The sequence below is a fragment of the Pseudonocardia xinjiangensis genome (genome assembly GCF_050948425.1).
GTDB lineage: Bacteria > Actinomycetota > Actinomycetes > Mycobacteriales > Pseudonocardiaceae > Pseudonocardia > Pseudonocardia xinjiangensis.
On record NZ_CP192009.1, the window covers coordinates 4,032,805 to 4,055,356 of the forward strand.

Below are 22,552 nucleotides of genomic sequence, written 5' to 3' on the forward strand. Positions count from 1 at the left end.
CTGTTGCGTCAGCTCGTCTACTGCGTCGCCACCACCCTCGACGGGTTCATCGCCGGACCGGACGGGAGCGACCCCACCGGACCGGACGGCTTCTGGCCCGTCCCCCAGGACTACATCGAGCACCTCGCCACCGAGCTCCCGGAGATCCTGCCCGGGCCGGCCAGGACCGCGCTGTCCGTCACGGCGGAGGGCACCCATTTCGACACCGTCCTCGAAGGTCGCCGAAGCTACGAGATCGGACTGAAGGCCGGGATCGCCGACGCCTACCCGCACCTGCGCCACCTGGTGTTCTCCCGGACGCTCGCCGCGAGCGCGGACCCGCACGTCGAACTGGTGGCCGCCGACCCGAAGGCGGTGGTCCGGGAGCTGAAGCAGGAGGACGGCAAGGACATCTGGCTGCTGGGCGGGAGCGAGCTCGCGGGAGCGCTGTACCCGGAGATCGACCGGCTGATCATCAAGCTCGGGCCACTGACCATCGGCTCAGGCATACCGCTCTTCTCCAGGGACACCGCGTTCGACCCGCGCACATGGCGGCTGACCGACCACACCGTCCTGGCGAGCGGAGCAGCGTTCCTAACCTACGCCCGCCCCTGACCGCGGCTCCACCAGGTTCAGGAAAGCCACTTTCAGGCCCTGTGGGGGCAGCAAAGTGGCTTTCCTGAACTTCCGGGGTGTCCCTGGGGCCCCCGCGTACCCAGTCTTGCTTATATAAGCGTGCGCTGCTACTTTCTCGCCGTGCACGCTTTCGACGTTCTCGGGGACCCGGTACGCCGGCGGATCCTGGAGTTGCTCGCCGGAGGCGAGATGACCTCCGGAGCGGTGTGCGCGGCGATCCAGGAGGAGTTCGGCATCTCCCAGCCCGCCGTCTCCCAGCACCTGCGGGTACTGCGCGACAACGGGTTCGCCACCGTCCGTCCCGAGGGCGCGCGCCGGCTCTACAGCGTCCGGCCCGAGCCGCTGCGCGACATCGACACCTGGCTCGACCACTTCCGGCGCTTCTGGACTCCCCACCTGGACGCGCTGGCCACCGAACTGGCCCGCGGACGGCGCGAGCGCCGGCTCCGCGATCCCGACGAGAGGACCGACCCATGATCGACGTGACCCATCAGATCAACGCCGTGCAACGCACGGTCGGCACGCGCACGCTCGAGGCGGGCGAGGCCCGCGTCATGACCATCAGCCGGACCTACACCGCCGACCTCGACGACCTGTGGGACACCTGCACCAATCCCGAGCGCATCCCGCGGTGGTTCCTCCCCGTGTCCGGCGACCTCCGCGTCGGCGGGCGCTACCAGCTCGACGGCAACGCCGGCGGCACCGTGGAGCGCTGCGATCCCCCGCACGGGTTCGCCGCCACCTGGGAGTTCGGCGGCGAGGTGAGCTGGATCGAGGTCCGGCTCACCGAGGTCGCCGACGGGCGCACCCGGTTCGAGCTCGAACACATCGCCCACGTCGACGACGAACGCTGGACCGAGTACGGCCCGGGCGCCGTCGGGGTCGGCTGGGACCTGGCCCTTCTCGGGCAGGAACTGCACCTGTCCTCAGGTCAGCCGGTCGACCCGGCGGAGTTCGCGACCTGGTCCACCTCGGACGAGGCCCGGCAGTTCATCACGTCGTCCAGCGACCTGTGGTGCGCTGCGGCGGTGGCGGCCGGCACCGATCCCGCCGCTGCCCGCGCCGCGGCCGACCGCACCACGACCTTCTACACCGCAGTGCCCGACCAGGCCTGAGGCTTCTCGTTCACTCCGGACGGGCCGGACGCCGGGCCGGCATGCAACAGTCCACCGCACACGGCATCCCGTTGATCGTGCACCCGGCCCCCGGCACGTCCCCCAGGTGCCGCGGGGCCGACTCGTGGAGATGCTCGGCGATCAGCTCCACCACCATGTCGGCGAACCGCGGGTCGGGCCCGGCCGTCGACGCCCGGGCGAAGCCCATACCCAGCTCGGCGGCGCGTTCCTTCGCCTCCGTGTCGAGGTCCCACACCACCTCGACGTGGTCGGACACGAACCCGACCGGGCACACGACCACCGCGGGCACGCCACGGGCGTGCAGCGCGTCGATGTGGTCGACGATGTCGGGCTCCAGCCACGGCACCTGCGGGGGCCCCGAGCGCGACTGCCACACGACGTCGTACTCCGCGACTCCGAGGTCCTCCGCGACCAGCCGCGCCGCCTCGGCCACCTGCCGCGAGTAGCGGTGGCCGCCCTCCTCGGGCGGCCCCGCGGCGGCATCGGCCGCGGTCGGCACCGAGTGGGCGGTGAACACGAGCCGCGCGGCGTCACGGACGTCGGCGGGCAGCCCGGCGGTGGCCGCGCGTACGGCGTCGGCGTTGGCGGCGACGAAGTCCGGGTGGTTGAAGAAGTGGCGCAGCTTCACCAGCTGCGGCGCCTCGTCCCCCACCGCCTTGCGCGCCCGTGCGATGTCCTCCTGGTACTGCCGGCACGCCGAGTACCCGCCGTACGCGCTGGTGGCGAACACGAGCGCGCGGCGCACCCCGTCGCGCGTCATCTCGGCGACGGTGTCCTCCACCAGCGGGTGCCAGTTGCGGTTGCCGAAGTACACGGGCAGGTCGGTGCGCTCGCGGATCGCGGCGATCAGATCACGGTTGCGCGCATTCAGCGGGCTCACGCCGCCGAAGTGCTGGTAGTGCTCCTCCACGGCGTCGAGCCGCTCCGGAGGCACGCCACGGCCGCGGACCACCCTCTCCAGGAAGGGGCGCACCTCGTCGGGCCCTTCGGGCCCGCCGAAGCTCAGCACCAGCAGAGCGTCCGCTTGTTCTCGCACGGTCTGATTAGACACCGATGGCGTGGAACCCGCCGTCCGCCCACACCATCGAGCCGGTGGTGACCGGCAGCCAGTCCGAGAACAGCGCGCACACCGTCTTCGCGACGGGCACCGGGTCGTTGACGTCCCAGCCGAGCGGCGCACGCCCGTCCCAGGCGTCCTCGAAGGCGGCGAAACCGGGGATGGACTTCGCGGCCATCGTCCGGACCGGCCCGGCGGCGACGAGGTTGACCCGGATGCCCTTCGGCCCGAGGTCACGCGCCAGGTACCGGGTGACCGACTCCAATGTGGACTTGGCCACGCCCATCCAGTCGTAGGCCGGCCAGGCCTGCCGGTTGTCGAAGTCCATGCCGACGATCGAGCTGCCCGGCCCGAGCAGCGGCAGCACCGCCGTGGACAGCGACTTGAACGAGTAGGCGCTCACCTGGATCGTCGTGGCCACGTCCTCCCACGGCGCGTTCAGGAACGCGTTCTCACCGAGGCAGGACGCCGGCGCGAAACCGATCGAGTGCAGCACGCCGTCGAGCTTGGGCTCGTCCTGCCCGGTGGCGGCGAGGTGCGGCGAGACCCGCTCGACGAGGCTGTCGAGCTGGGACTGGTCCGACACGTCGAGCTCCACGACCGCGGCCGGCTTCGGCAGCCGCTGCGCGATCCGCTCCACCAGCCGCATCCGTCCGAAGCCGGTGAGCACGACATCGGCGCCCTGTTCCTGGGCGATCTTCGCAGCGTGGAACGCCAACGAGGCGTCCGTGATCACACCGGTGACGAGCAGGCGCTTGCCATCGAGCAGTCCCATGTGAGCCTTTCCGTGTTCGGAGAGCGAGTCCCTAGTGGCCCATGCCGAGGCCGCCGTCGACCGGGATCACCGCGCCGGTGATGTAGCCGGCGGCCTCCGAGCCCAGCCAGGTGACCGTGGCGGCCACCTCCTCGGGGCTCGCGTACCGGCCCAGCGGCACCTGCCCGATGATCTCGGCGCGCCGCGCGTCGGACAGGGCGCGGGTCATGTCGGTGTCGACGAAGCCGGGGGCCACGACGTTGGCCGTGATGCCGCGCGAGCCCAGCTCCCGCGCCACGGAGCGGGCCAGCCCGACGAGGCCGGCCTTGGAGGCCGCGTAGTTGACCTGCCCGGCCGAGCCGCTGAGGCCGACCACGCTGGAGACGAAGACCATGCGACCGCTCTTCGCCTTGAGCATCCCGCGGGAGGCACGCTTCGCGACCCGGTAGGCAGCGGTGAGGTTGGCGTCGACGACCCGGGTGAACGACTCCTCGCTCATCCGCATGAGCAGGCCGTCGTCGTTGATCCCGGCGTTCGAGACCAGCACCTGCACCGGGCCGTGCTTGTCCTCGACCTCGCTGAACGCCGCATCCACGGCCGCGGTGTCGGTGACGTCGCACTGCACCGGCAACAGCTCGCCGGGCAAGCCCTCCACAGGGCTGCGGTGCGTCACCGCCACCTGGTCACCCTGCGCCGCGAACGCCTTCGCGATCGCGAGCCCGATACCGCGGTTGCCTCCGGTCACCAGCACGCTGCGTCCCACGCAGCCACCCTATTGGCCGCCGTCCGGCCCGCGGAAACCGGGCGACTCGGTAGCACGATCCGGGCGACTCGCGCGGACAGAACGGGCGACTCGCGGAACCAGAACGGGCGACTCGCGGAGCAGAGCAGCCCCCGTGGCCCGCGAGTCGCCCGTTTTCTGCGCGCGAGTCGCCCGGTCAGCCGCGCGAGTCGCCCGGGTCACGGGAAGCGGCGGCCCAGGGCCAGGCCGCTGCCGACCCCCACCACGAGCAGGAGGGCACCGCCCGCGAGCCACGGCCTGCTCGTGTCGACGCGGCGCACCTCGTAGCCGATCTGCTCGCCGAGCTCGGCGTACACCTGCCGCAGCTCGTCCTCGGTGGCGGCGGTGAAGAACTGGCCACCGGAGAGCTCGGCGATCTGGCGCATCGACGCGTCGTCCACCGCGACCGGTGTGCGCTCCCCCGGGTTGATCTCGATCGAGCCGTAGTCGGTGCCGAAGGAGATCGTGGAGACGGGGATGCCGGCGGCCGCGGCCGCTCGAGCCGCCGTGAACGAGCCGCGGGGCTCCTCCTCCGGCATCACGCCGCCGGGGACGGTCTGCTTGCCGTCGCTCATCAGCACGATCCGGGCGGGTGGCGGCCCATCGGCAGCGGCCCCGGCGATCGCCTGGGAGAACGTCTCCACCGACTGCATCGCCGCGAAGATCGCCTCGCCGGTGGCGGTCGACTCCGACAGCTTGAGCCCGTCCACCGCACGCTTGATCGGCTCGCGGTCGACGGTGGGCGAGACGAGCACCGCGGCCGTACCCGCGAACGACACCAGTCCCAGGTTGATCCCGGGGGTGAGCTGGTCGGCGAACGCCTTGGCCGCGGCCTGTGCCGCGGCCAGCCTGCTCGGCTCGACGTCGGTGGCCTGCATCGACAGCGAGACGTCGATGACCAGGACGACCGTGGCCCGGTTGCGGGGCACGCGCGCCTCCGCCTGCGGGCCCGCCAGCGCGATGGTCAGCACGGCCAGCGCCGCGATCAGCGCCGCCGCCGGAACGTGCCGGTACCAGTTGGGCCGCTTGGGAGCCACCCGGTCGAGCAGCTCCAGGTTCGTGAACCGGACGACGTCGCGGCGGCGCCTGCGCAGCAGCAGCACGTACCCGGCGGCCATGGCGGCGACCACGACGAGCAGCAGCAGCCACCAGGGGTTGGTGAACATCTACCGGCCACCCCCCGACCAGGCACGCTTGCGGGCCAGGACGAACCGCACGATGTCGGAGATCCAGTCGGAGTCGGTGCGCAGCGTGAGGTGCGCGGCCCCGCACCGGCGCAGCGCGGCGGCCACCCGGTCGCGGTGCTCGGCCGCGGCGGCCGCGAACTCCCGACGCAGCAGCGGGCTGGTGACCACCTCGCGCTGCCGGCCGGTCTCGGGATCGGCCAGCACCACGGTGCCGACGTCGGGCAGCTCCAGCTCGCGCGGGTCGAGCACCTCGACGGCCAGCAGGTCGTGCCGGTTCGACAGCGCGCGCAGGGTGCGCTCCCACTCGGGTTCGCCGAGGAAGTCGGAGATGACGACGGCCAGCCCCCGGCGCCGGGGCGGGCGGCGCAGCTGCTCGATCGCGGAGGTGAGGTCACCGCGGGTGCCGTCGGGGGCCCGGGGGGTCAGGGCGACGCGGCGCAGCAGGCCGCGGGCGTGCGCGAGGCCGCCCCGGGCGGGGATGCGGACGGTCTGCTCCCCCGTGGCGACGAGAGCACCGATCCGGTTGCCCCCGCCCCGGGTGAGGTGGGTGACGGCGGCGAGCGCCGCGATCGCGAGGTCGCGCTTCTCGCACGACGCGGTGCCGAAGTCGAGGCTGGGCGACAGGTCGAGCACGACCCACGTCTCCAGCTCCCGGTCGGCCACGGTCTCCCGGACGTGGGGCTGGGTCGTCCGCGCGGTGACGGCCCAGTCCATGCGGCGGACGTCGTCGCCGGGCTGGTAGGTCCGCGCCTCCCCCGGCTCGCTGCCGGGCCCGGGGACGAGACCGAGGTGGTTGCCCTGCAACAGCCCGTCGAGCCGCCCCCGCACGGTGAGCTCCAGCGTCCGCAACGCCGCCTCGATCCGTCCGTCGCGGAACGACGGCGGCGCGGCGGGCTGATGACGCCGCCCCGGTTCAGGAAAGCCACTTTCCGGAACCGGCGGGGCAGGAAAGTGGCTTTCCTGAACCCCGGGCGTCGGGGTGGTCACGTCGAGCTGCCGGCCGCCGTGTACGGCGCCGCGGCGGCCGGGTCGTGCTGCGGACGGGCGGTGACCTGCGGCAGCGGGACGGTGGCGAGCACCCGGGAGATGATGTGGTCCATGGGCACGCCGTCGGCGACGGCGTCGTAGGACAGCACGAGCCGGTGGCGCAGCACGTCGGGCGCGACGTCGAGGATGTCCTGCGGGAGCACGTAGTCCCGGCCGCGCACCAGCGCGAGCGCCCGCGCCGCGGCGACGATGCCCAGGGTGGCTCGCGGTGAGGCGCCGTAGGACACCCAGCCTGCGATGTCGGTGAGGCCGTGGTCCGCGGGCGTGCGGGTGGCGACGACGAGCCGCACGACGTAGTCGACGAGCGCGTGGTGGACGAACACCCGGGACGCCACCCCCTGCAGCCGAAGGAGCTCACCGGGGTCGATCACCTGCTGCGCGACGGGCGGCTCCGCGCCCATCCGGTAGACGATCTCCCGCTCCTCCTCCACGCCCGGGTACTCGACGATGATCTTGAAGAGGAAGCGGTCGCGCTGCGCCTCCGGCAGCGGGTACACGCCCTCGTTCTCGATCGGGTTCTGGGTGGCCAGCACGAGGAACGGCTCGGGCATCGGGAACGTCTTGCCCCCGATCGACAGGTGGCGCTCGGCCATCACCTCGAGCATGGCCGACTGCACCTTCGCCGGCGCGCGGTTGATCTCGTCAGCGAGCACGAAGTTGGCCACCACCGGCCCCAGCTCGACGTCGAACTCCTCGCGGCCCTGGCGGTAGATGCGCGTGCCGAGGATGTCGGCGGGCACGAGGTCCGGGGTGAACTGCAGGCGCGAGAACGAGCCGCCGACGACCTTCGCGACGGTCTCGACCGCAAGGGTCTTCGCGACGCCGGGCACGCCCTCGAGCAGCAGGTGGCCCTTGGCCAGCAGCCCGACGAGCATCCGCTCGACGAGCCGGTCCTGGCCGACGATCACCCGCTTGATCTCGAAGACGACCCGCTCGAGCCGCTCACCCTCGTGGGCCGGGCTGGGGACGGACTCCTGCACAGTCACCGCGCCATCCCACCGTGCCGAGCGTGAGACTCCGGTGAACCCGGCGCAGGGCACGACCTTCGTTTTTCGGGGCAGTCGGCCCGAAGGGCCGTCGATGTCAATGTTTGAAGTACTTTTCGTTGGCGTCAATGTTTCATTGACATCAGAGGAAGGACGGCCTGGGTTCCTCCCGGCTCACAGCACCCGGGTGGCCTGCGGCACCAGGCCTTTCGTCCGCAACGGCACGACCCGGACCCGCGCGCCGGTGTAGGGAGCCTCGACCATCTGCCCGTTGCCGATGTACAGGGCGACGTGGTGGATGGGCGCTCCCCCGTTCTTGAAGAACACCATGTCGCCCGGCCGGAGGTCGGAGATCGGCACCTTGCGCCCGGCGTTGTACTGGTTGCGGCTCACCCGGGGCAGCGACACGCCCACGCCGTTGAACGCGAAGAGCATCAGGCCCGAGCAGTCGAACCCCACGCGGTTGAGCGGCGAGCCGAGGCCGTCGGGAATGCCGGTGCTGGGACCACGCCCGTTGCCGCCACCCCAGACGTACTGCCTCCCGAGCTGCGACAGCGCGCGGTCGATCACCCGGCGTACCGCCGCACTGCCCCTGCGGGGCGCGTCGTCCTGGCCGCCCAGCCGGGCCTCGGCCGCCTGACGCTCGGCCCGCTCCCGGGCGGCCTGCTCCTGCGCCAGCCGGCGCTGCCACTCGTCGAACCGGGCGCGCTGCTGGCGCAGGCCGGCGTCGGCCGACTCGGCGGCGTCGAGGCGGCGCTGCACGTCGGCCCGCTCCGCGGCGACGGCCGCGAGCTGCTCGGCCTGCGCGCGCGCCGCCGACTCGGCGGCGGCGACAGCCGCATCGGCAGCCGACTTCGCGGTGTTCGCGTCGGCCTCGCGGGCGCGCGCGTCCTCCAGCGCGGCACGGGCGGCGGAGTCCGCGTTGGCCTTCTCGACGCGGGCGCGCTCCAGCCCGTCCTGCGCGGTGAGCTGGGCCCGGGCGATCAGGTCGTTGGCCTCGGCCCGCGCGACGAGGTCCTCGGGACTGGTGGCGTCGGTGAGCAGCCCGAGCGGACCGATGTCCAGACCCCGCTGGTAAGTGGCGGTGACGAACTCGTCGAGACGGGCGCGCGCCTCGTCGATCGCCACGGAGGCGGCCTGGGTCGCGATCCGGGCGGCGACGGCCCGCCGGGCGGCCGCGGCCGCCGCGTCCTGAGCCGCCTGCAGGTCGACGAGCGCGGCCTCCGCCGTCTCCCGCTGTGCGGCCAGCGCAGCCTGCAGATCGTCGGTCCGGCTGTCGAGCTCCGCGAGCCGGGCCGACAGGCGTCCGACCTCGCCCGCCCGCTGGTTCACGTCGGTGCGACTGCGCTGCAGGTCGTCGTCGCTCGGGTTGGGCGGTGGCGGCGGGGTGGGCTGGGCTCCCGCGGTGGACGTCGTGCCGCCGAGCAGCGCGACCAGCACCACGAGCACGAGCCCCTGGCGGCGCCATGCCGGGAGCCCGCTCCCCCGGTCCCGCCCGGACGACGACCGCGGCCCGCCTCGATACCGCACGCGCCGCCTCCGTCCCCTCGTCGATCTCCAGGAGCGAGCGCACTGTGGCACCCGGACGGCAGGCAGCCCGGTAGCCACACGCGTACCAGGACGAACATTGACCACACGGGTGAAAAGGACAGGCCGGCCTGGTGACCGACGGGCACGTCGTGGCCGGTCGCCACGCTGTCGGAGGACCCCTCCCCCAGGTCGACCCCGTAGCAGGACAAGCGTACTGTTTTGACTGGACGGGGTCGCTGCTCCGGGGACGCGCCGGTGCACCAGACTCCGAAAAAACCTCATCCCAGTGACATTCGAGCGGCATCCCAGCGCCCACCACCGCCAGGAGGACAACGACGTGGCCAGCACGGACAGCTTCGGAGCGAGAGGAACGATCCAGGCGGGCGGGGGCGAGCACGAGATCTTCCGGCTCTCGGCCGTCGAGGGCGCCGAGCGCCTTCCGTTCAGCCTCAAGGTGCTCCTCGAGAACCTCCTGCGCACCGAGGACGGCACGAACGTCACCGCGGAGCACGTGCGTGCGCTGGCGAACTGGGATCCCGCAGCCGAGCCGGACACCGAGATCCAGTTCACCCCCGCCCGCGTGGTCATGCAGGACTTCACCGGCGTCCCCTGCGTCGTCGACCTGGCCACCATGCGCGAGGCCGTCACCGAGCTGGGCGGCGACCCCGCCAAGGTCAACCCGCTCGCGCCTGCCGAGCTGGTGATCGACCACTCGGTGATCATCGACGTCTTCGGCCGCCCGGACGCGTTCGAGCGCAACGTCGACTTCGAGTACCAGCGCAACAAGGAGCGCTACCAGTTCCTGCGCTGGGGCCAAGGCGCGTTCGACGAGTTCAAGGTCGTCCCGCCGGGCACCGGCATCGTGCACCAGGTCAACATCGAGCACCTGGCCCGCGTCGTGATGACCCGCAACGGCCAGGCCTACCCCGATACCCTCGTCGGCACCGACTCCCACACCACGATGGTCAACGGCCTCGGCGTACTGGGCTGGGGCGTCGGCGGCATCGAGGCCGAGGCGGCCATGCTCGGCCAGCCCGTCTCGATGCTCATCCCGCGCGTGGTGGGCTTCAAGCTCACCGGCGAGATCCCGGCGGGTGCCACCGCCACCGACGTCGTGCTGACGATCACCGAGATGCTGCGCCGCCACGGCGTGGTCGGCAAGTTCGTCGAGTTCTACGGCGAGGGCGTCGGCGCGGTGCCGCTGGCCAACCGCGCCACGATCGGCAACATGAGCCCGGAGTTCGGCTCCACCGCGGCGATCTTCCCCATCGACGACGAGACCGTGCGCTACCTCAAGCTCACCGGCCGCTCCGCCGAGCAGATCGAGCTCGTCGAGACCTACGCCAAGGAGCAAGGGCTCTGGCACGACCCGTCGCGCGAGTACGCCTACTCCGAGACCCTCGAGCTCGACCTGTCCACCGTCGTCCCGTCGATCGCGGGCCCGAAGCGCCCGCAGGACCGCATCGCGCTCTCGGAGTCGAAGGAGGCCTTCCGCGAGGCGCTCGTCGACTACGCGGGCGCCCCCGACCAGCGCGACCCCGACGACGCCGCCAGCACCCCCTCCGCCGTGGACGAGGCAGGCGAGGAGAGCTTCCCGGCCAGCGACCCGTCGTCGCCCAGCAGCGGCAACGGCGACGGCGCCCCGCACACCGCGGTGTCCGCGGCCTCCGGCGCGACCGGCCGCACCAGCAAGCCCACCCGGGTGGCACTGGCCGACGGAGCGTCCTTCGAGATCGACCACGGAGCCGTGGTGATCGCCTCGATCACCTCCTGCACCAACACCTCGAACCCCTCGGTGATGCTGGGCGCGGCGCTCCTCGCCAAGAACGCCGTCGACAAGGGCCTCGCGGTCAAGCCGTGGGTCAAGACGTCGATGGCGCCCGGCTCGAAGGTCGTCACCGACTACTACGAGAAGGCCGGCCTCTGGCCGTACCTGGAGAAGCTGGGCTACCACCTCGTCGGCTACGGCTGCACCACCTGCATCGGCAACTCCGGGCCGCTGGCCGAGGAGATCTCCGCCGCCGTCAACGAGGCCGACCTCGCGGTCGTCTCGGTGCTCTCGGGCAACCGCAACTTCGAGGGCCGGATCAACCCCGACGTCAAGATGAACTACCTGGCCTCGCCGCCGCTGGTCATCGCCTACGCCCTGGCCGGCACGATGGACTTCGACTTCGAGAACCAGCCCCTCGGCCAGGACACCAGCGGGAACGACGTCTTCCTCCGCGACCTGTGGCCCTCGGCGAAGGACGTGCAGTCCACCATCGACTCCGCCATCAGCCAGGAGATGTTCACCAAGGACTACGCGGACGTCTTCGCCGGCGACGAGCGCTGGCGCTCGCTGCCGACCCCGGAGGGCAACACCTTCGACTGGGACCCGGAGTCGACCTACGTCCGCAAGCCCCCGTACTTCGAGGGCATGGCGCCCGAGCCGTCGCCGGTGAAGGACATCGCGGGCGCGCGGGTGCTGGCCCTGCTCGGCGACTCCGTGACCACCGACCACATCTCGCCTGCGGGCTCCATCAAGGAGGACACCCCCGCCGGGCAGTACCTGCGCGAGCACGGCGTGGAGAAGAAGGACTTCAACTCCTACGGCTCCCGCCGCGGCAACCACGAGGTGATGATCCGCGGGACGTTCGCCAACATCCGGCTGCGCAACCAGCTTCTGGACGGCGTGAGCGGCGGGTACACCCGCGACTTCACGCAGGAGGGCGGCCCGCAGGCGTTCATCTACGACGCCGCCGAGAACTACGCCGCCCAGGGCACGCCGCTGGTGGTGCTGGGCGGCAAGGAGTACGGCTCCGGTTCGTCGCGTGACTGGGCGGCCAAGGGCACCGCACTGCTCGGCGTCACGGCCGTGATCGTGGAGAGCTACGAGCGGATCCACCGGTCGAACCTGATCGGCATGGGCGTCCTGCCGCTGCAGTTCCCGCAGGGCGAGTCGGCCGCGTCCCTCGGTCTGGACGGCACCGAGACCTTCGACGTCTCCGGTGTCACCGCGCTGAACGACGGCTCGACGCCGCGCACCGTGCACGTCACGGCCACGAAGGAGAACGGCGAGAAGGTGGAGTTCGACGCCACCGTCCGCATCGACACCCCCGGCGAGGCCGACTACTACCGCAACGGCGGGATCATGCAGTACGTCCTGCGCGGAATGCTCCGCAACTAGTCCCCACTCCCCTCGACGGCGGGCGCCCGGCTTCCGGGTCGCCCGCCGTCGTCGTTGCGGCGGTGGCGATGTCGTCGATTGATCGACGAAACGCTGGCGTCAATGTTTGATTGACATCAGGCTGGAGGCCAGCGCCCCTGACGGCACCTGCCCCGGTCAGGGCGCCGGTGGCTCCTGGCGCGGTGGCCCCGTCCAGCGGCGCGCCTCCGGTGCGGGAAGGCCGAGCTGGTCAAGGACGCGCGACACGATGTGGTCGACGACGTCCGCGACGGACTGGGGGTGGTTGTAGAAGGCCGGCATCGGCGGCACGAGCACCACACCCATCCGGGTAAGCGCCAGCATGTTCTCCAGATGGACCTCGCTCAGCGGGGTCTCGCGCGGGACGAGCACGAGCTTGCGGCGCTCCTTGAGCGTCACGTCGGCGGCTCGGGACAACAGGCCGTCCGCGTATCCGGTGCGGATCCCGGCAAGGGTCTTCATGCTGCACGGGACGACCACCATCCCGTCGGTCCGGAACGAGCCCGACGAGATCGGCGCGGCCTGGTCACCGTGGCCGTAGACCGCGTCGGCCAGCTTCCCGACCTCACGCACGCTGTAGGGGGTCTCCAGCTCGATCGTGACCCGCGCCCACCGGCTGAGCACCAGATGCGTCTCCACGTCCGGCATCTCGTGCAGCGCCTCGAGCAGCCGTACACCGAGCACCGCACCCGTGGCCCCGGTCATCCCCACGACCAGCTTCATGCCCCCGCTCCCCTCACTCACCAGGTCAGGCAGGTCGAGTGCAGCCTGACGCGCTCGCCGCCGAGCCGGACTTCACCGATGGCCGGGAGCAGCGCCGAGGAGTGCCAGCCTACGGTTCGGGCCGTTCTTCCCGGCCGCGCCGAACGGCCGGGAAGGGCCGGTCCGCCCGGCACGGGCGCTTCGGAGCAGCGTCGGGAGGACCGAACGGCGCAGTGCCCGAGCCTCCGGAGCGACCTGTTGTTCCCGATGTGGCCACTGCCGGGTTGCCCTGCCGCGCCCATCAGGAGCAGGGAGATACCGGTCACGTTCAGGGCGCCGGGTGCGCCGGGTCCGTCCAGAGCACCTGCTCGGGCTCGCTCACACCCTCGATGTCCAGGTTCACCACGATCGGTTCCTGCCCGCTGCGCGTGAGTACGCACTCGAGGGGCTCGTCGTCCAGCGCGTTGATCTCCTGGTGCGGCACGAACGGCGGGACGAAGATGAAGCCGCCCGGGCCGGCCTCCGCGGTGAACTCCAGGTTGTCGCCCCACCGCATCCGGGCCCGCCCGCGGACCACGTAGATCACGCTCTCCAGCTCACCGTGGTGGTGGGCGCCGGTGCGGGCACCCGGATGGATGGTGACCGTCCCGGCCCACAGCTTCTCCGAACCCACCCTCGCGTGCGTGACCGCCGCGGCGCGGTGCATGCCCGGTGTCTGCGGGGTGTTGCCGTCCAGTGCGTCCCCCGGGATCACCCGCACCCCGCTGGTCCGCCACGCCCCCTCGTTGCTCATCGCACGAGATTAGCCCCGCGCCCGCCCTCCCCGGCCCGGCTGCGGGCCGTCCGCCCGCCCGGGCCGGGCGACTCGGGCGCGGGGAACGGGCGACTCGCGGCACGGGGCCGGGGGCGTCAGGCGGCGGTGGCGAGGGTGAGCGCGAAGCGGTCCTCGGGGTCGGTCCACACGCGGGTGACCGTGAAGTCGGCGTCCGCCAGCATCGCGCGCACCCCGGAGGGGCGGAACTTGGCGGAGATCTCGGTGCACATCTCCTCACCCTTCGCGAACCGCACCTGCAGGTCGAGCTCGGCGAGCGTGACGGTCACGTCGCGCTCGGCCACCAGCCGCATCTCGATCCACTCCTGGTCGGCGTTCCACACCGCGCGGTGGGCGAACGCCTCGACGGGGAAGTCGGCGCGCAGCTCCCGGTTGAGCACGCGCAGCACGTTGCGGTTGAAGTCGGCCGTGACACCGGCCGAGTCGTCGTAGGCGCGGACCAGCACGTCCTCCTCGATCACCAGCCCGGTGCCCAGCAGGAGCTGCTCGCCCGGCTGCAGCACCGCACGCAGCTGGTGCAGGAACGCCGCCCGCTCCACGGGCCGCAGGTTGCCGATCGTGCCGCCGAGGAACGCCACCATCCGGCGGTCGCCCCGCGGCAGCCGGTCGAGGTGGCTGGTGAAGTCGCCGACCACACCGTGGAGCTCGAGGTTCGGGTACTCCGCGGCGAGGGCGTCCATCGCCTGGCGCAGTGCCGCCTCGCTGACGTCCTGCGGCACGTACCGGCGCAGCGAACCGGCCCGGGCGAACGCGTCGAGCAGCAGCCTGGTCTTGGCCGAGGACCCCGATCCGAGCTCCACCAGCGTGTCGGCCCCGGAGGCCACCGCGATCTCGTCGGCGCTGTGGTCCAGCAGCGCCCGCTCGGTGCGGGTCGGGTAGTACTCGGGCAGCTCGGTGATCCTCTCGAACAGCTCGCTGCCCCGGGCGTCGTAGAACCACTTGGGAGGCAACTGTTTGGGGATCGCCGTGAGACCGGCGCGCACGTCGGCGCGCAGTGCGGCGTCGGCGTCTCCGTCGGTGAGGTGGATGTCGAGCAGGGCGGGGTTCATGAATCTCCCGGTGTCGTGAGTTCTTCGACGCGGTGGTGACCCGGACGGGCCACCACGAGGTGCCGGTCGGGCACCGCGTTCCAGGTGGGGAGGCTGTCGATCGGCTCGGAGGCGACGAGCACGGAGTCGGGGGTGGTGCGCACCGACAGGGCGTGGTCCCAGGCCGTGGCCCAGATCCCGCTGCCGTCGGTGAGCAGCAGGTTCAGCCGCGACCCCGGGGCGGCGGCGGCCACCTCGGTGACGACGGCCGCCAGCGCGTCGGCCGGGTCGGCGCCCTCGCGCAGCCGGTGGCGCACCAACGCCCACAGCAGCGCGGCGTCGGTGGGCGCGTCGAGCGTGATCAGGTCGGTCACGGGGAGGCCGGCGGCGACCGGGGCGACCGACTGCGGCCAGCCGCGCACCACACCGTTGTGGCTGAACAGCCACCGGCCGTGGACGAAGGGCGCGGCGGCCGTGTCGGTGACGGGCATGCCCACCGTGGCAGAGCGGACGGCGGCCAGCAGGGCGCCCGAGCAGGTGGCCCCCGCGGTGGCCGCGAAGGAGGCGTCCGACCACAGGGGGGCCGCGCTGCGGTAGCGCACCGCGTCGGCTCCGGCCGTGGGGTACCAGCCTGCACCGAACCCGTCGGCGTTGATCGTGCCGCCCCCGCGCATGTCCGCGGGGGCGTAGGACTGCCGCAGCAGCCCGTGGGGCGCCTCCAGCACCAGTGACGACACTGTCACCGGTGGCCCGAGGTAGGCCAGATGTCGGCACACGCCTCGCTACGCAGACTCGCCGGGTGACACGTCCCGCGCGCAGCGGAATCCCGCGAAGATCTGCCGGCGGATCGGGAGGTCCCAGTTGCGGAAGGTGCCCCGCACGGCCGCCGGGTCGGTGCCGAAGGATCCGCCGCGCAGCACCCGGTAGTCACCCCCGAAGAAGACCTGCGAGTACTCGGCGTACGGGAACACCTCGAACCCCGGGTAGGGGTGCCAGCCCGAGCTGGTCCACTCCCAGACGTCGCCCATCAGCTGCTGGACGCCCAGCGGCGACGCCCCGGCCGGGAAGGCCCCGGCCGGCGCGGGCTGCAGGTGGCGCTGTCCGAGGTTGGCGTGCTCCGGGGTGGGGTCCTCGTCGCCCCACGGGAACCGCCGGGACCGTCCGGTGGCCGGGTCGTACCGTGCGGCCTTCTCCCACTCGGCCTCGGTGGGCAGGCGCTTGCCCGCCCAGCGCGCGTACGCCTCCGCCTCGTGGAAGCAGACGTGGACGACCGGCTCGTCGGCGGCCACCCGCTCGAGCACGCCGAAGCGGCGCCGGTACCACTCCCCCGAGCCGTCGCGCTCCCAGAACTGGGGTGCGGTGAGCCCGGCCTGCACACGGTGGGCCCATCCGGCCTCGCTCCACCAACGCTGGTCGTCGTAGCCGCCCGCCGCGATGAACGCGGTGTACTCGCCGTTGGTGACCGCCGCCGCGTCGATGACGAACGCGGGGACCTCCACGACGTGTGCCGGGCGCTCGTTGTCGAGCGCCCACGGCTCCGTGGAGGTGCCCATCGTGAACGGGCCACCCGGCACCAGCACCTCGCGTGCCGGCAGCGGCCGCCCGGCGGGCGGGGCGGGCGCGTGCAGCACCGGAGCGCCGACGCGGAGCTGGTGGGTGGCGAGCATGGTCTCGTCGTGCTGCTGCTCGTGCTGCACGATCATGCCGAACGCGAACCCGTGCTCCAGGAGCCTGCGCCCGGTGAACGGGCTGCGGTCCAGGGCGTCCAGGGCCTTGTCGCGCACCTCCGCCACGTAGGTGCGGGCCTCCGCGGGGGTGAGCAGGGGCAGCTCGATGCGGCTGGCCCGGGAGTGCTGGAACGCGTCGTAGAGCCCGTCGATCTCGGGGCGGAGCGGTTCGCGGCCCCCGACGTCACGGACCAGCCAGAGCTCCTCCTGGCTGCCGATGTGCGCGAAGTCCCACACCAGCGGCGACATCAGTGGCGAGTGCTGGGCCACCAGGTCGGCCTCGTCGACGGCATCGGTGAGTGCGGTACTGCGGGCGCGGGACGCGCCGAGCAGTTCGGCCACGCGGGCGCGCAGCTGCTCGGCGTCGGACGCGATGTGGTCGCTGACGGTCATGACGTCTCTCCCTCCGGAGGCTCCGGATGGTCGGCGAAGCCCGGTGCGCGGATGTCTTCTGTGGGATCGGATAGGGCAGCCCTGGCGTGGTGGTCGGCGGGGCACAGGCCGCGCAGCACCAGGCGCTCGGTCATGTCGGCCAGGTCATGGGCCACCCACGGCGGTGCACCGAGCGCCGGGAGCCGCGCGCCTGCCAGCTCGAACAGGACGCCCGCGGCCCGTGCGAGCACCGGATCGGCAAGGCCGTGGCGGGCGGCGTCGTCCCACCGGTCCTGTGCCGGCTCGCACGCGGCCCGCGCCTGGTCGATGAGGGCCGGGTCGGACAGCAACGCGGCGATCACGGCGACGGGCAGCGCCCACCGGCGGCCCGGCTGGGCGTCGACGTAGCGCACCTCCAGGTGCCCGTGCGGGCGGACGGGCGGGAACAGCGTGGACACGTGGTAGTCGAGGTCGGCGGTGGTGGGCGGCACCGGGAGAGCGCCCTTGATCCAGTCGGCGAACGTGATGCCGTGGGGCACCTGCCAGCCGTCGTCGCCGCGCACGACCAGCACCGGGGTGGCCAGCACCCGGCGGGCCCACGCCCCGGCGGGATCGGCGCCTGTGACGTCGGACACCGGCGGCGGGACCGTGCGGGCCGGATCGGCCCGCTGCCAGGACTCCCACCGCGAGGACTTCCAGCCCGTGCGCCTGCCGTGCATCAGCGGTGAGTTGGCGAACGCGGCCAGCAGCGTCGGCCCGAACGCGTGGACCGCGGCCCACCGGCTCGCGACGTCGTCCTGCCCGCCGGAGTCGATGCACACCTGGACCGCGGCGGTGGAACACATCGCGCTGCGTCCGTGCGGCCCCAGGCGGTCGAACGCCTGCTCCATGGCCCGGTAGCGGGGGACGTCGAGCATGCGGACCGGGGGACGGAGCGGGTCGGCGGCGCGGAGGTGGGGTCGGAGCCCCTGAGTGGCGAGCAACCGGTGCAGGGTGTCGGCGTCGGCGCGGACGGCCTGCAGCAGCCCCCCGAGATCGGGAAGGGGCGGGCTCGCGAGTTCGATCTGGCCACCGGGTTCGACGGTGACGTCGGAACCGGACGGGAGCGGGAGGGCGGACGAGGACGGGTCGAGCGTGGTGGGGGTGTGCGGACCGAGCGCCGTGACCAGCGCGGCGGCGTCGGGCGGCACCCCGGGAGCCGACGGCCGGTGCAGCAGCCATTCGAGCTCCACCCCGACGAGCCGGGGAGGGCCGATCTTGAAGCAGACCGAGGCCACGTAGGCCTCGGCGTCGGCGCAGTCACGTAGGACGGATGGGCCCGCGTCGGGCGGAGCGGGGGCGGGAGCGCCCACCGCCGAGACCATCGCTATGCCCACGTTCTCAGCCACGCCCGAGAACGCTACCCGCGGACTCCGACGATTTCAGGTCCTCGCGCCCTCGGCCGTTGCCGATCCGTAAGGACTCTTCCCAAGACGTACGTACGTCCGGCTTCTCGCTATCCTCGACGGATGCCCCGCGTCAGCGCCGATCAGCTCGCCGCGCGGCGCCAGCAGATCCTCGACGGGGCCCGCTCCTGCTTCGCGCGCCACGGCTACGAGGGAGCCACGGTGCGCAGGCTCGAACAGTCCACCGGCCTGTCGCGCGGCGCCATCTTCCATCATTTCCGCGACAAGGACGCGTTGTTCCTCGCGCTCGCCGAACAGGACGCGGAACGCATGACGGACATCGTGGCCGAGCAGGGCCTGGTGCAGGTGATGCGGGAGCTGTTGTCCTCACCCGAGCGGATCGACGCGGGCTGGACGGGCACGTTCCTGGAGATCGCCCGCCGGGGACGCACCGACCCGGGGTTCCGCGACCGCTGGCGGGCGCACGCCGAGGCGCTCACCGCCGCCACGCAGGAACGGCTCGAACGCCAGGCGCTGGCCGGCACGCTGCGCGACGACGTCCCCGTGCCGGTTCTGGCCCGTTACCTGGAGCTGGTGCTGGAAGGCCTGGTCTCGCACCTGTCCATGGGCCTGCCCGCCGAGCATCTCAGTGGCGTGCTCGACCTCGTGGAGGGTGCGGTCCGGCGCCGCTGACGGCCCGGTGCACGCCCTCAGCCCCGCCCGCCGCCGATCCCTCGCGCCGGGTCCCAGCCGCCGGTGTCGGGCCGCTGGGCGCCTGACCCCGGTGTGCCGGCGGGAAGCGTCTCACCGCACGCCACGGCGCCGGCCGGGTGGACGTAGGAGTACCGCCACACCATGCTGCCGTCGGCATAGGCCTCCGCGACGTGGGCGAGGCGGACCACGGCCTCGCCCTCGCCGATGGGCGCGTAACACCGCTCGCAGATCATGATCATGGTTGTGCTCCAGCCCGGCTGCACGTCGCCGACCGAGGATCGTCAGGGAAGGGCGCTGCAGTCGGCGTCGACTCATCCGTCACCCGACTCCATCGTCCCTCGTCAGCGCGCCGCCCGGACGTGTCCTCCCCCACGCCGCGGGCCGGTCAGCCGACCAGGTGCTCCTCCCGGTGGCGCACGGTGCAGCCCTCGATGCCGCACTCGACGCCGGCCGGCTCGGGCCCGTCGGCCGGCGGGGCGGTGGGGGTGGCGGCGGGTTCGGCGGCACCGTCGGCGAACTGCGTGCGGTGCAGCACCGCGTAGCGGCCGTCGAGTGCGAGCAGTTCCTCGTGGGTCCCCCGCTCCACGATCCGCCCGTGGTCGACCACCGCGATCTCGTCGGCGGCGCGGATGGTGGAGAGCCGGTGGGCGATCACGATGGCGGTGCGGCCGGCGAGCGCCTCCGCGAGAGCGGCCTGCACGGCGACCTCCGACTCGGAGTCCAGGTGCGCCGTGGCCTCGTCGAGGATCACCACGCGCGGCCTGGCCAGCAGGAGACGGGCGATGGTGAGCCGCTGCCGCTCCCCTCCGGACAGCCGGTACCCGCGCTCCCCCACCACCGTGTCGAGGCCGTCGGGCAGCGTGTCGAGCACGTCGCCCAGGCGCGCGCGGCGCAGCGCGTCGACGATCTGGGCGTCGGTGGCGTCCGGCGAGGCGTAGCGCAGGTTGGCGCGGATGGTGTCGTGGAACAGGTGCCCGTCCTGGGTGACCACCCCGACAGCGCCGCGCACCGCGGCGAACGTCAGGTCCCGCACATCGATCCCGGACAGCTCGACCGCACCGGCGTCGACGTCGTAGAGCCGCGGGACCAGCGAGGCCAGCGTCGACTTGCCGGCGCCCGAGGACCCGACCAGCGCGAGCAGCCGACCGGGGCCGACCTCGAGGTCGATCCCGTGCAGCACCTCCTCGTTGACCCGGTTGTCCAGCACGGCCACCTCCTCCAGGGAGGCCAGCGACACCTGCTCCGCGCTCGGGTAGCCGAACCGGACCCCGCGCAGGCGCACGCCGACGGGCCCGTCGGGCAGGTCGACGGCCCCCGGCTTCTCCCTGATCATCGGCAGCAGGTCGAGCACCTCGAAGACCCGCTCGAACGACACGAGTGCCGTCATGACGTCGACGCGCGCGTTGGCGAGCGCGGTCATGGGCGTGTACAGGCGGGTCAGCAGCAGCGCGAGGGTGACCACGGTGCCCGGCTCGATCTGACCGGTCACCGCGAGGTAGCCGCCGAGGCCGTAGACCAGCGCCTGGGCCAGCGCCGAGACCAGCGAGAGCGCGGTGACGAAGACCCGCGAGACCATCGCGGTGCGCACGCCGATGTCGCGCACCCGCTCGGCCCGCTCGCCGAACTCGCGGGCCTCCGACTCCGGGTGGCCGAAGAGCTTCACCAGGGTGGCGCCCGGCGCGGAGAACCGCTCGGTCATCTGCGTGCTCATGCCGGCGTTGAGGTCGGCCGACTCGCGCCGCAGGTCGGCGATCGTGCGGCCCATCCGGCGGGCCGGCAGCACGAAGATCGGGAGCAGCAGCAGCGCCAGCAGCGTCACCTGCCAGGCGAGGCTGATCATCACACCGAGGGCGAGAGCAAGCTGGACGGCGTTGCTCAGCACGGACGCCAGAGTCGAGGTGATCGCCGACTGCGCGCCCATCACGTCGTTGTTGAGCCTGCTCACCAGCGCGCCGGTCCGCGTGCGGGTGAAGAACGCGACCGGCATCCGCTGCACGTGCTCGAACACCGCGCGGCGCAGGTCGACGATCAGCCCTTCGCCGATGCGGGAGGAGAACCAGCGCGACACCAGGCCGACCACTGCCTCCAGCACGGCGAGGACCGCGATGCCCGTGGCCAGGCCGAGCACGGTGCCCGCGGCCGCGGAGACGTCGCCGCGGGCCACGATGGTGTTCACCACGCGCCCCGCCAGCACCGGGGTGAGCACCCCGATGGTCGCCGAGACGACCGTGAGCAGCAGGAAGGCCAGCAGCCACCGCCGGTAGGGCCGGGCGAAGGTCCAGATCCGCGGGACCGTGCCCTTCTTCACCGACGTCGGCACGTCCGCTCCGCGGGCGACGCCCCGCATCATCCCCCAGGCGCGGTCCACCGCGGCCCCCCTACTTACACGGTTACAGAAGCTGTCTCAGCGCAGCAACGCCGCGACGGCGTCCGTTTACTCCCGCTCGCCCCGGATCAGCTCTCGGCGGGAACCATGGCCCGCAGGAGGCGCAGTTGGGCGGCCCGCTCGGCTGCGAGGGCGTCGGCGGAATCGAGACCCTCGGCCACCCCGGAGAGCAGGCCGAGGGTCTCGGTGGCGGCCCCGGGCGGGGCCGTGAGAAGGGCGGAGACGAGGGCGTCGACCTCGGCGTCCAGCTCCGCGACGGGTACCGCTCGCAGTGCGAGCCCCGACGCCACCGCCTCCTCCGCTCCCACCCGGCGCCCGGTCAGGCAGATCTCCACCGCGCGGGCGTAGCCGACGGCGTGTACCAGCGGGTGGGTACCGCCGAGGTCCGGGACGATCCCCAAGGAGGTCTCCGCCATGCAGAACTGCACGTCGTCGGCCACCACCCGCAAGTCGCAGGCCAGCGCGAGCTGGAACCCCGCTCCGATCGCGTGGCCCTGCACCCCCGCCACGGTGACCCGTGCCGGGTGGCGCAGCCACGAGAAACCGGCCTGGAAACCGGCGATGACGGCGTCGGCTTCCCGGTCGGGCATTGAGGCGATGCCGGCGATGCCGGGCGTTCCGTCGATCTCCTGCGCCGTGAAGAAGCGCTTGTCGAGACCGGCCGAGAACGCCCGGCCCTCGCCACGTACGACCACCACTCGAACCTCGTCGGGAAGCGCCTCGCCGATAGAGCGGAGCGCCTCCCACGTGGCGGGCATCTGCGCGTTCAACACCTCGGGCCGCGCGAGCCTGATCGTGGCCCGCGGACCGTCGACGTCGAGCACGAGCCCACCGCGCTCGAGGAGACCGGGGTCCATCACCGCTGTCGTCATGCGGGCAGGCTAGCCCGCAGCGGATCTACTACTTCTTCTTCGTACGCGTTGCCCCGCCGCGCCCCCGCAGCGGAACGCCCGTCTCGCTCAGGACCCGGTGCACGAAACCGTACGACCGGCCCGTCTGCTCGGCGAGGGCCCGGATGCTCGCGCCCTTCTCGTACTTCTTCTTGAGATCGGTAGCGAGCTTGTCGCGCTGGGTGCCGGTGATACGTGCACCCTTCTTCAGGTCGGCCACGGCCGTTTCCTCCTCTGTC

At 72.5% G+C, this 22,552-nt stretch carries 22 protein-coding genes; 5 read left to right on the forward strand and 17 right to left on the reverse strand.

Features of this window, described 5'->3' with window-relative positions; translation table 11 throughout:
• Positions 1-3 precede the first annotated feature (3 nt).
• The 3 genes from ACQPZA_RS19010 (at position 4) to ACQPZA_RS19020 (ending at position 1,730) form a co-directional block, all read left to right on the forward strand.
• The gene (locus ACQPZA_RS19010; protein WP_433272349.1) at positions 4-594 is read left to right on the forward strand and encodes a dihydrofolate reductase family protein; all 591 of its coding nucleotides are present in this window, start codon (positions 4-6) and stop codon (positions 592-594) included.
• A gap of 141 nt (positions 595-735) precedes the next feature.
• A complete protein-coding gene (locus ACQPZA_RS19015) occupies positions 736-1,092 on the forward strand; it encodes an ArsR/SmtB family transcription factor (RefSeq protein WP_433272351.1) in 357 nt (118 codons plus the stop codon).
• Positions 1,089-1,730 carry an SRPBCC family protein gene (locus ACQPZA_RS19020; protein ID WP_169400365.1) on the forward strand — a complete coding sequence of 214 codons (642 nt, stop codon included), beginning with the start codon at positions 1,089-1,091 and terminating at the stop codon, positions 1,728-1,730. The genes ACQPZA_RS19015 and ACQPZA_RS19020 overlap by 4 nt, the downstream gene beginning before the upstream one ends.
• 10 nt (positions 1,731-1,740) lie before the next feature.
• On the opposite strand, the gene ACQPZA_RS19025 is transcribed toward ACQPZA_RS19020, so the two are convergent.
• The 7 genes from ACQPZA_RS19025 to ACQPZA_RS19055 form a co-directional block, all read right to left on the reverse strand.
• Positions 1,741-2,787 carry a ferrochelatase gene (locus tag ACQPZA_RS19025; protein WP_433272353.1) on the reverse strand — a complete coding sequence of 349 codons (1,047 nt, stop codon included), beginning with the start codon at positions 2,785-2,787 and terminating at the stop codon, positions 1,741-1,743.
• Between the two features lie 7 nt (positions 2,788-2,794).
• Positions 2,795-3,583 carry an enoyl-ACP reductase FabI gene (fabI, locus tag ACQPZA_RS19030; protein WP_433272355.1) on the reverse strand — a complete coding sequence of 263 codons (789 nt, stop codon included), beginning with the start codon at positions 3,581-3,583 and terminating at the stop codon, positions 2,795-2,797.
• Between the two features lie 31 nt (positions 3,584-3,614).
• Positions 3,615-4,325: a 3-oxoacyl-ACP reductase FabG gene (gene fabG, locus ACQPZA_RS19035; protein WP_169400368.1), complete on the reverse strand. Its 711-nt coding sequence runs from the start codon at positions 4,323-4,325 to the stop codon at positions 3,615-3,617.
• A 197-nt stretch (positions 4,326-4,522) separates the two neighbouring features.
• Entirely contained in the window at positions 4,523-5,509 is a 987-nt protein-coding gene (locus ACQPZA_RS19040; RefSeq protein ID WP_169400369.1) for a VWA domain-containing protein, read from the reverse strand.
• Positions 5,510-6,391, reverse strand: a complete 882-nt coding sequence (locus ACQPZA_RS19045; RefSeq protein WP_312859595.1) for a DUF58 domain-containing protein — start codon at positions 6,389-6,391, stop codon at positions 5,510-5,512.
• Between the two features lie 122 nt (positions 6,392-6,513).
• The gene (locus ACQPZA_RS19050) at positions 6,514-7,563 is read right to left on the reverse strand and encodes an AAA family ATPase (RefSeq protein WP_169400371.1); all 1,050 of its coding nucleotides are present in this window, start codon (positions 7,561-7,563) and stop codon (positions 6,514-6,516) included.
• A 174-nt stretch (positions 7,564-7,737) separates the two neighbouring features.
• Positions 7,738-9,093: an NlpC/P60 family protein gene (locus tag ACQPZA_RS19055; RefSeq protein WP_433272359.1), complete on the reverse strand. Its 1,356-nt coding sequence runs from the start codon at positions 9,091-9,093 to the stop codon at positions 7,738-7,740.
• Between the two features lie 337 nt (positions 9,094-9,430).
• Between ACQPZA_RS19055 and ACQPZA_RS19060 the strand changes: the two genes are divergently transcribed.
• Positions 9,431-12,259, forward strand: a complete 2,829-nt coding sequence (locus tag ACQPZA_RS19060; RefSeq protein ID WP_433272361.1) for an aconitate hydratase — start codon at positions 9,431-9,433, stop codon at positions 12,257-12,259.
• 156 nt (positions 12,260-12,415) lie between these two features.
• Here ACQPZA_RS19060 and ACQPZA_RS19065 read toward each other — a convergent pair whose 3' ends face one another.
• From ACQPZA_RS19065 to egtA, 6 genes are all read right to left on the reverse strand, one after another.
• The gene (locus tag ACQPZA_RS19065; protein ID WP_169400586.1) at positions 12,416-13,000 is read right to left on the reverse strand and encodes a non-oxidative hydroxyarylic acid decarboxylases subunit B; all 585 of its coding nucleotides are present in this window, start codon (positions 12,998-13,000) and stop codon (positions 12,416-12,418) included.
• Positions 13,001-13,307: 307 nt separating this feature from the next.
• Positions 13,308-13,772 carry a cupin domain-containing protein gene (locus ACQPZA_RS19070; protein ID WP_433272363.1) on the reverse strand — a complete coding sequence of 155 codons (465 nt, stop codon included), beginning with the start codon at positions 13,770-13,772 and terminating at the stop codon, positions 13,308-13,310.
• A gap of 116 nt (positions 13,773-13,888) precedes the next feature.
• Complete coding sequence (gene egtD, locus ACQPZA_RS19075; protein WP_433272365.1) at positions 13,889-14,860, reverse strand: L-histidine N(alpha)-methyltransferase; 972 nt, start codon at positions 14,858-14,860, stop codon at positions 13,889-13,891.
• Positions 14,857-15,615 (reverse strand): ergothioneine biosynthesis protein EgtC, encoded by a 759-nt coding sequence (gene egtC, locus ACQPZA_RS19080; protein ID WP_433272367.1) that lies wholly within the window; start codon positions 15,613-15,615, stop codon positions 14,857-14,859. Before egtC ends, egtD begins: the two co-directional genes overlap by 4 nt.
• 6 nt (positions 15,616-15,621) lie before the next feature.
• Entirely contained in the window at positions 15,622-16,959 is a 1,338-nt protein-coding gene (gene egtB, locus ACQPZA_RS19085) for an ergothioneine biosynthesis protein EgtB (RefSeq protein ID WP_433272369.1), read from the reverse strand.
• Complete coding sequence (gene egtA, locus ACQPZA_RS19090) at positions 16,956-18,326, reverse strand: ergothioneine biosynthesis glutamate--cysteine ligase EgtA (protein ID WP_433272371.1); 1,371 nt, start codon at positions 18,324-18,326, stop codon at positions 16,956-16,958. The genes egtB and egtA overlap by 4 nt, the downstream gene beginning before the upstream one ends.
• Positions 18,327-18,446: 120 nt before the next feature.
• On the opposite strand from egtA, the gene ACQPZA_RS19095 reads away from it, so the two are divergent.
• Positions 18,447-19,016 (forward strand): TetR/AcrR family transcriptional regulator, encoded by a 570-nt coding sequence (locus tag ACQPZA_RS19095; protein WP_433272373.1) that lies wholly within the window; start codon positions 18,447-18,449, stop codon positions 19,014-19,016.
• Positions 19,017-19,033: 17 nt separating this feature from the next.
• Here the strand turns inward: ACQPZA_RS19095 and ACQPZA_RS19100 are convergent, their stop codons facing one another.
• The 4 genes from ACQPZA_RS19100 to ACQPZA_RS19115 all read right to left on the reverse strand — a co-directional run bounded on the left by ACQPZA_RS19100 (position 19,034) and on the right by ACQPZA_RS19115 (position 22,533).
• On the reverse strand, positions 19,034-19,276 hold the full coding sequence (locus tag ACQPZA_RS19100; protein ID WP_433272375.1) for a hypothetical protein: 243 nt from the start codon (positions 19,274-19,276) through the stop codon (positions 19,034-19,036).
• 146 nt (positions 19,277-19,422) lie between these two features.
• Entirely contained in the window at positions 19,423-21,384 is a 1,962-nt protein-coding gene (locus ACQPZA_RS19105) for an ABC transporter ATP-binding protein (protein WP_433282876.1), read from the reverse strand.
• 107 nt (positions 21,385-21,491) lie between these two features.
• Positions 21,492-22,295 (reverse strand): enoyl-CoA hydratase/isomerase family protein, encoded by an 804-nt coding sequence (locus ACQPZA_RS19110; RefSeq protein ID WP_433272377.1) that lies wholly within the window; start codon positions 22,293-22,295, stop codon positions 21,492-21,494.
• Positions 22,296-22,323: 28 nt separating this feature from the next.
• Positions 22,324-22,533: a helix-turn-helix domain-containing protein gene (locus tag ACQPZA_RS19115; RefSeq protein WP_169400030.1), complete on the reverse strand. Its 210-nt coding sequence runs from the start codon at positions 22,531-22,533 to the stop codon at positions 22,324-22,326.
• Positions 22,534-22,552: the final 19 nt, after the last annotated feature.

Excerpts from the sequence above, each read along its gene's own strand:
- ACQPZA_RS19020 (WP_169400365.1), top strand. The coding sequence starts at position 1,089 with ATGATCGACGTGACCCATCAGATCAACGCCGTGCAACGCACGGTCGGC.
- fabI (WP_433272355.1), bottom strand. The coding sequence starts at position 3,583 with ATGGGACTGCTCGATGGCAAGCGCCTGCTCGTCACCGGTGTGATCACG.
- ACQPZA_RS19040 (WP_169400369.1), bottom strand. The coding sequence starts at position 5,509 with ATGTTCACCAACCCCTGGTGGCTGCTGCTGCTCGTCGTGGTCGCCGCC.
- ACQPZA_RS19065 (WP_169400586.1), bottom strand. The coding sequence starts at position 13,000 with ATGAAGCTGGTCGTGGGGATGACCGGGGCCACGGGTGCGGTGCTCGGT.
- ACQPZA_RS19070 (WP_433272363.1), bottom strand. The coding sequence starts at position 13,772 with ATGAGCAACGAGGGGGCGTGGCGGACCAGCGGGGTGCGGGTGATCCCG.
- egtD (WP_433272365.1), bottom strand. The coding sequence starts at position 14,860 with ATGAACCCCGCCCTGCTCGACATCCACCTCACCGACGGAGACGCCGAC.
- egtB (WP_433272369.1), bottom strand. The coding sequence starts at position 16,959 with ATGACCGTCAGCGACCACATCGCGTCCGACGCCGAGCAGCTGCGCGCC.
- ACQPZA_RS19095 (WP_433272373.1), top strand. The coding sequence starts at position 18,447 with ATGCCCCGCGTCAGCGCCGATCAGCTCGCCGCGCGGCGCCAGCAGATC.
- ACQPZA_RS19100 (WP_433272375.1), bottom strand. The coding sequence starts at position 19,276 with ATGATCATGATCTGCGAGCGGTGTTACGCGCCCATCGGCGAGGGCGAG.
- ACQPZA_RS19105 (WP_433282876.1), bottom strand. The coding sequence starts at position 21,384 with ATGCGGGGCGTCGCCCGCGGAGCGGACGTGCCGACGTCGGTGAAGAAG.
- ACQPZA_RS19110 (WP_433272377.1), bottom strand. The coding sequence starts at position 22,295 with ATGACGACAGCGGTGATGGACCCCGGTCTCCTCGAGCGCGGTGGGCTC.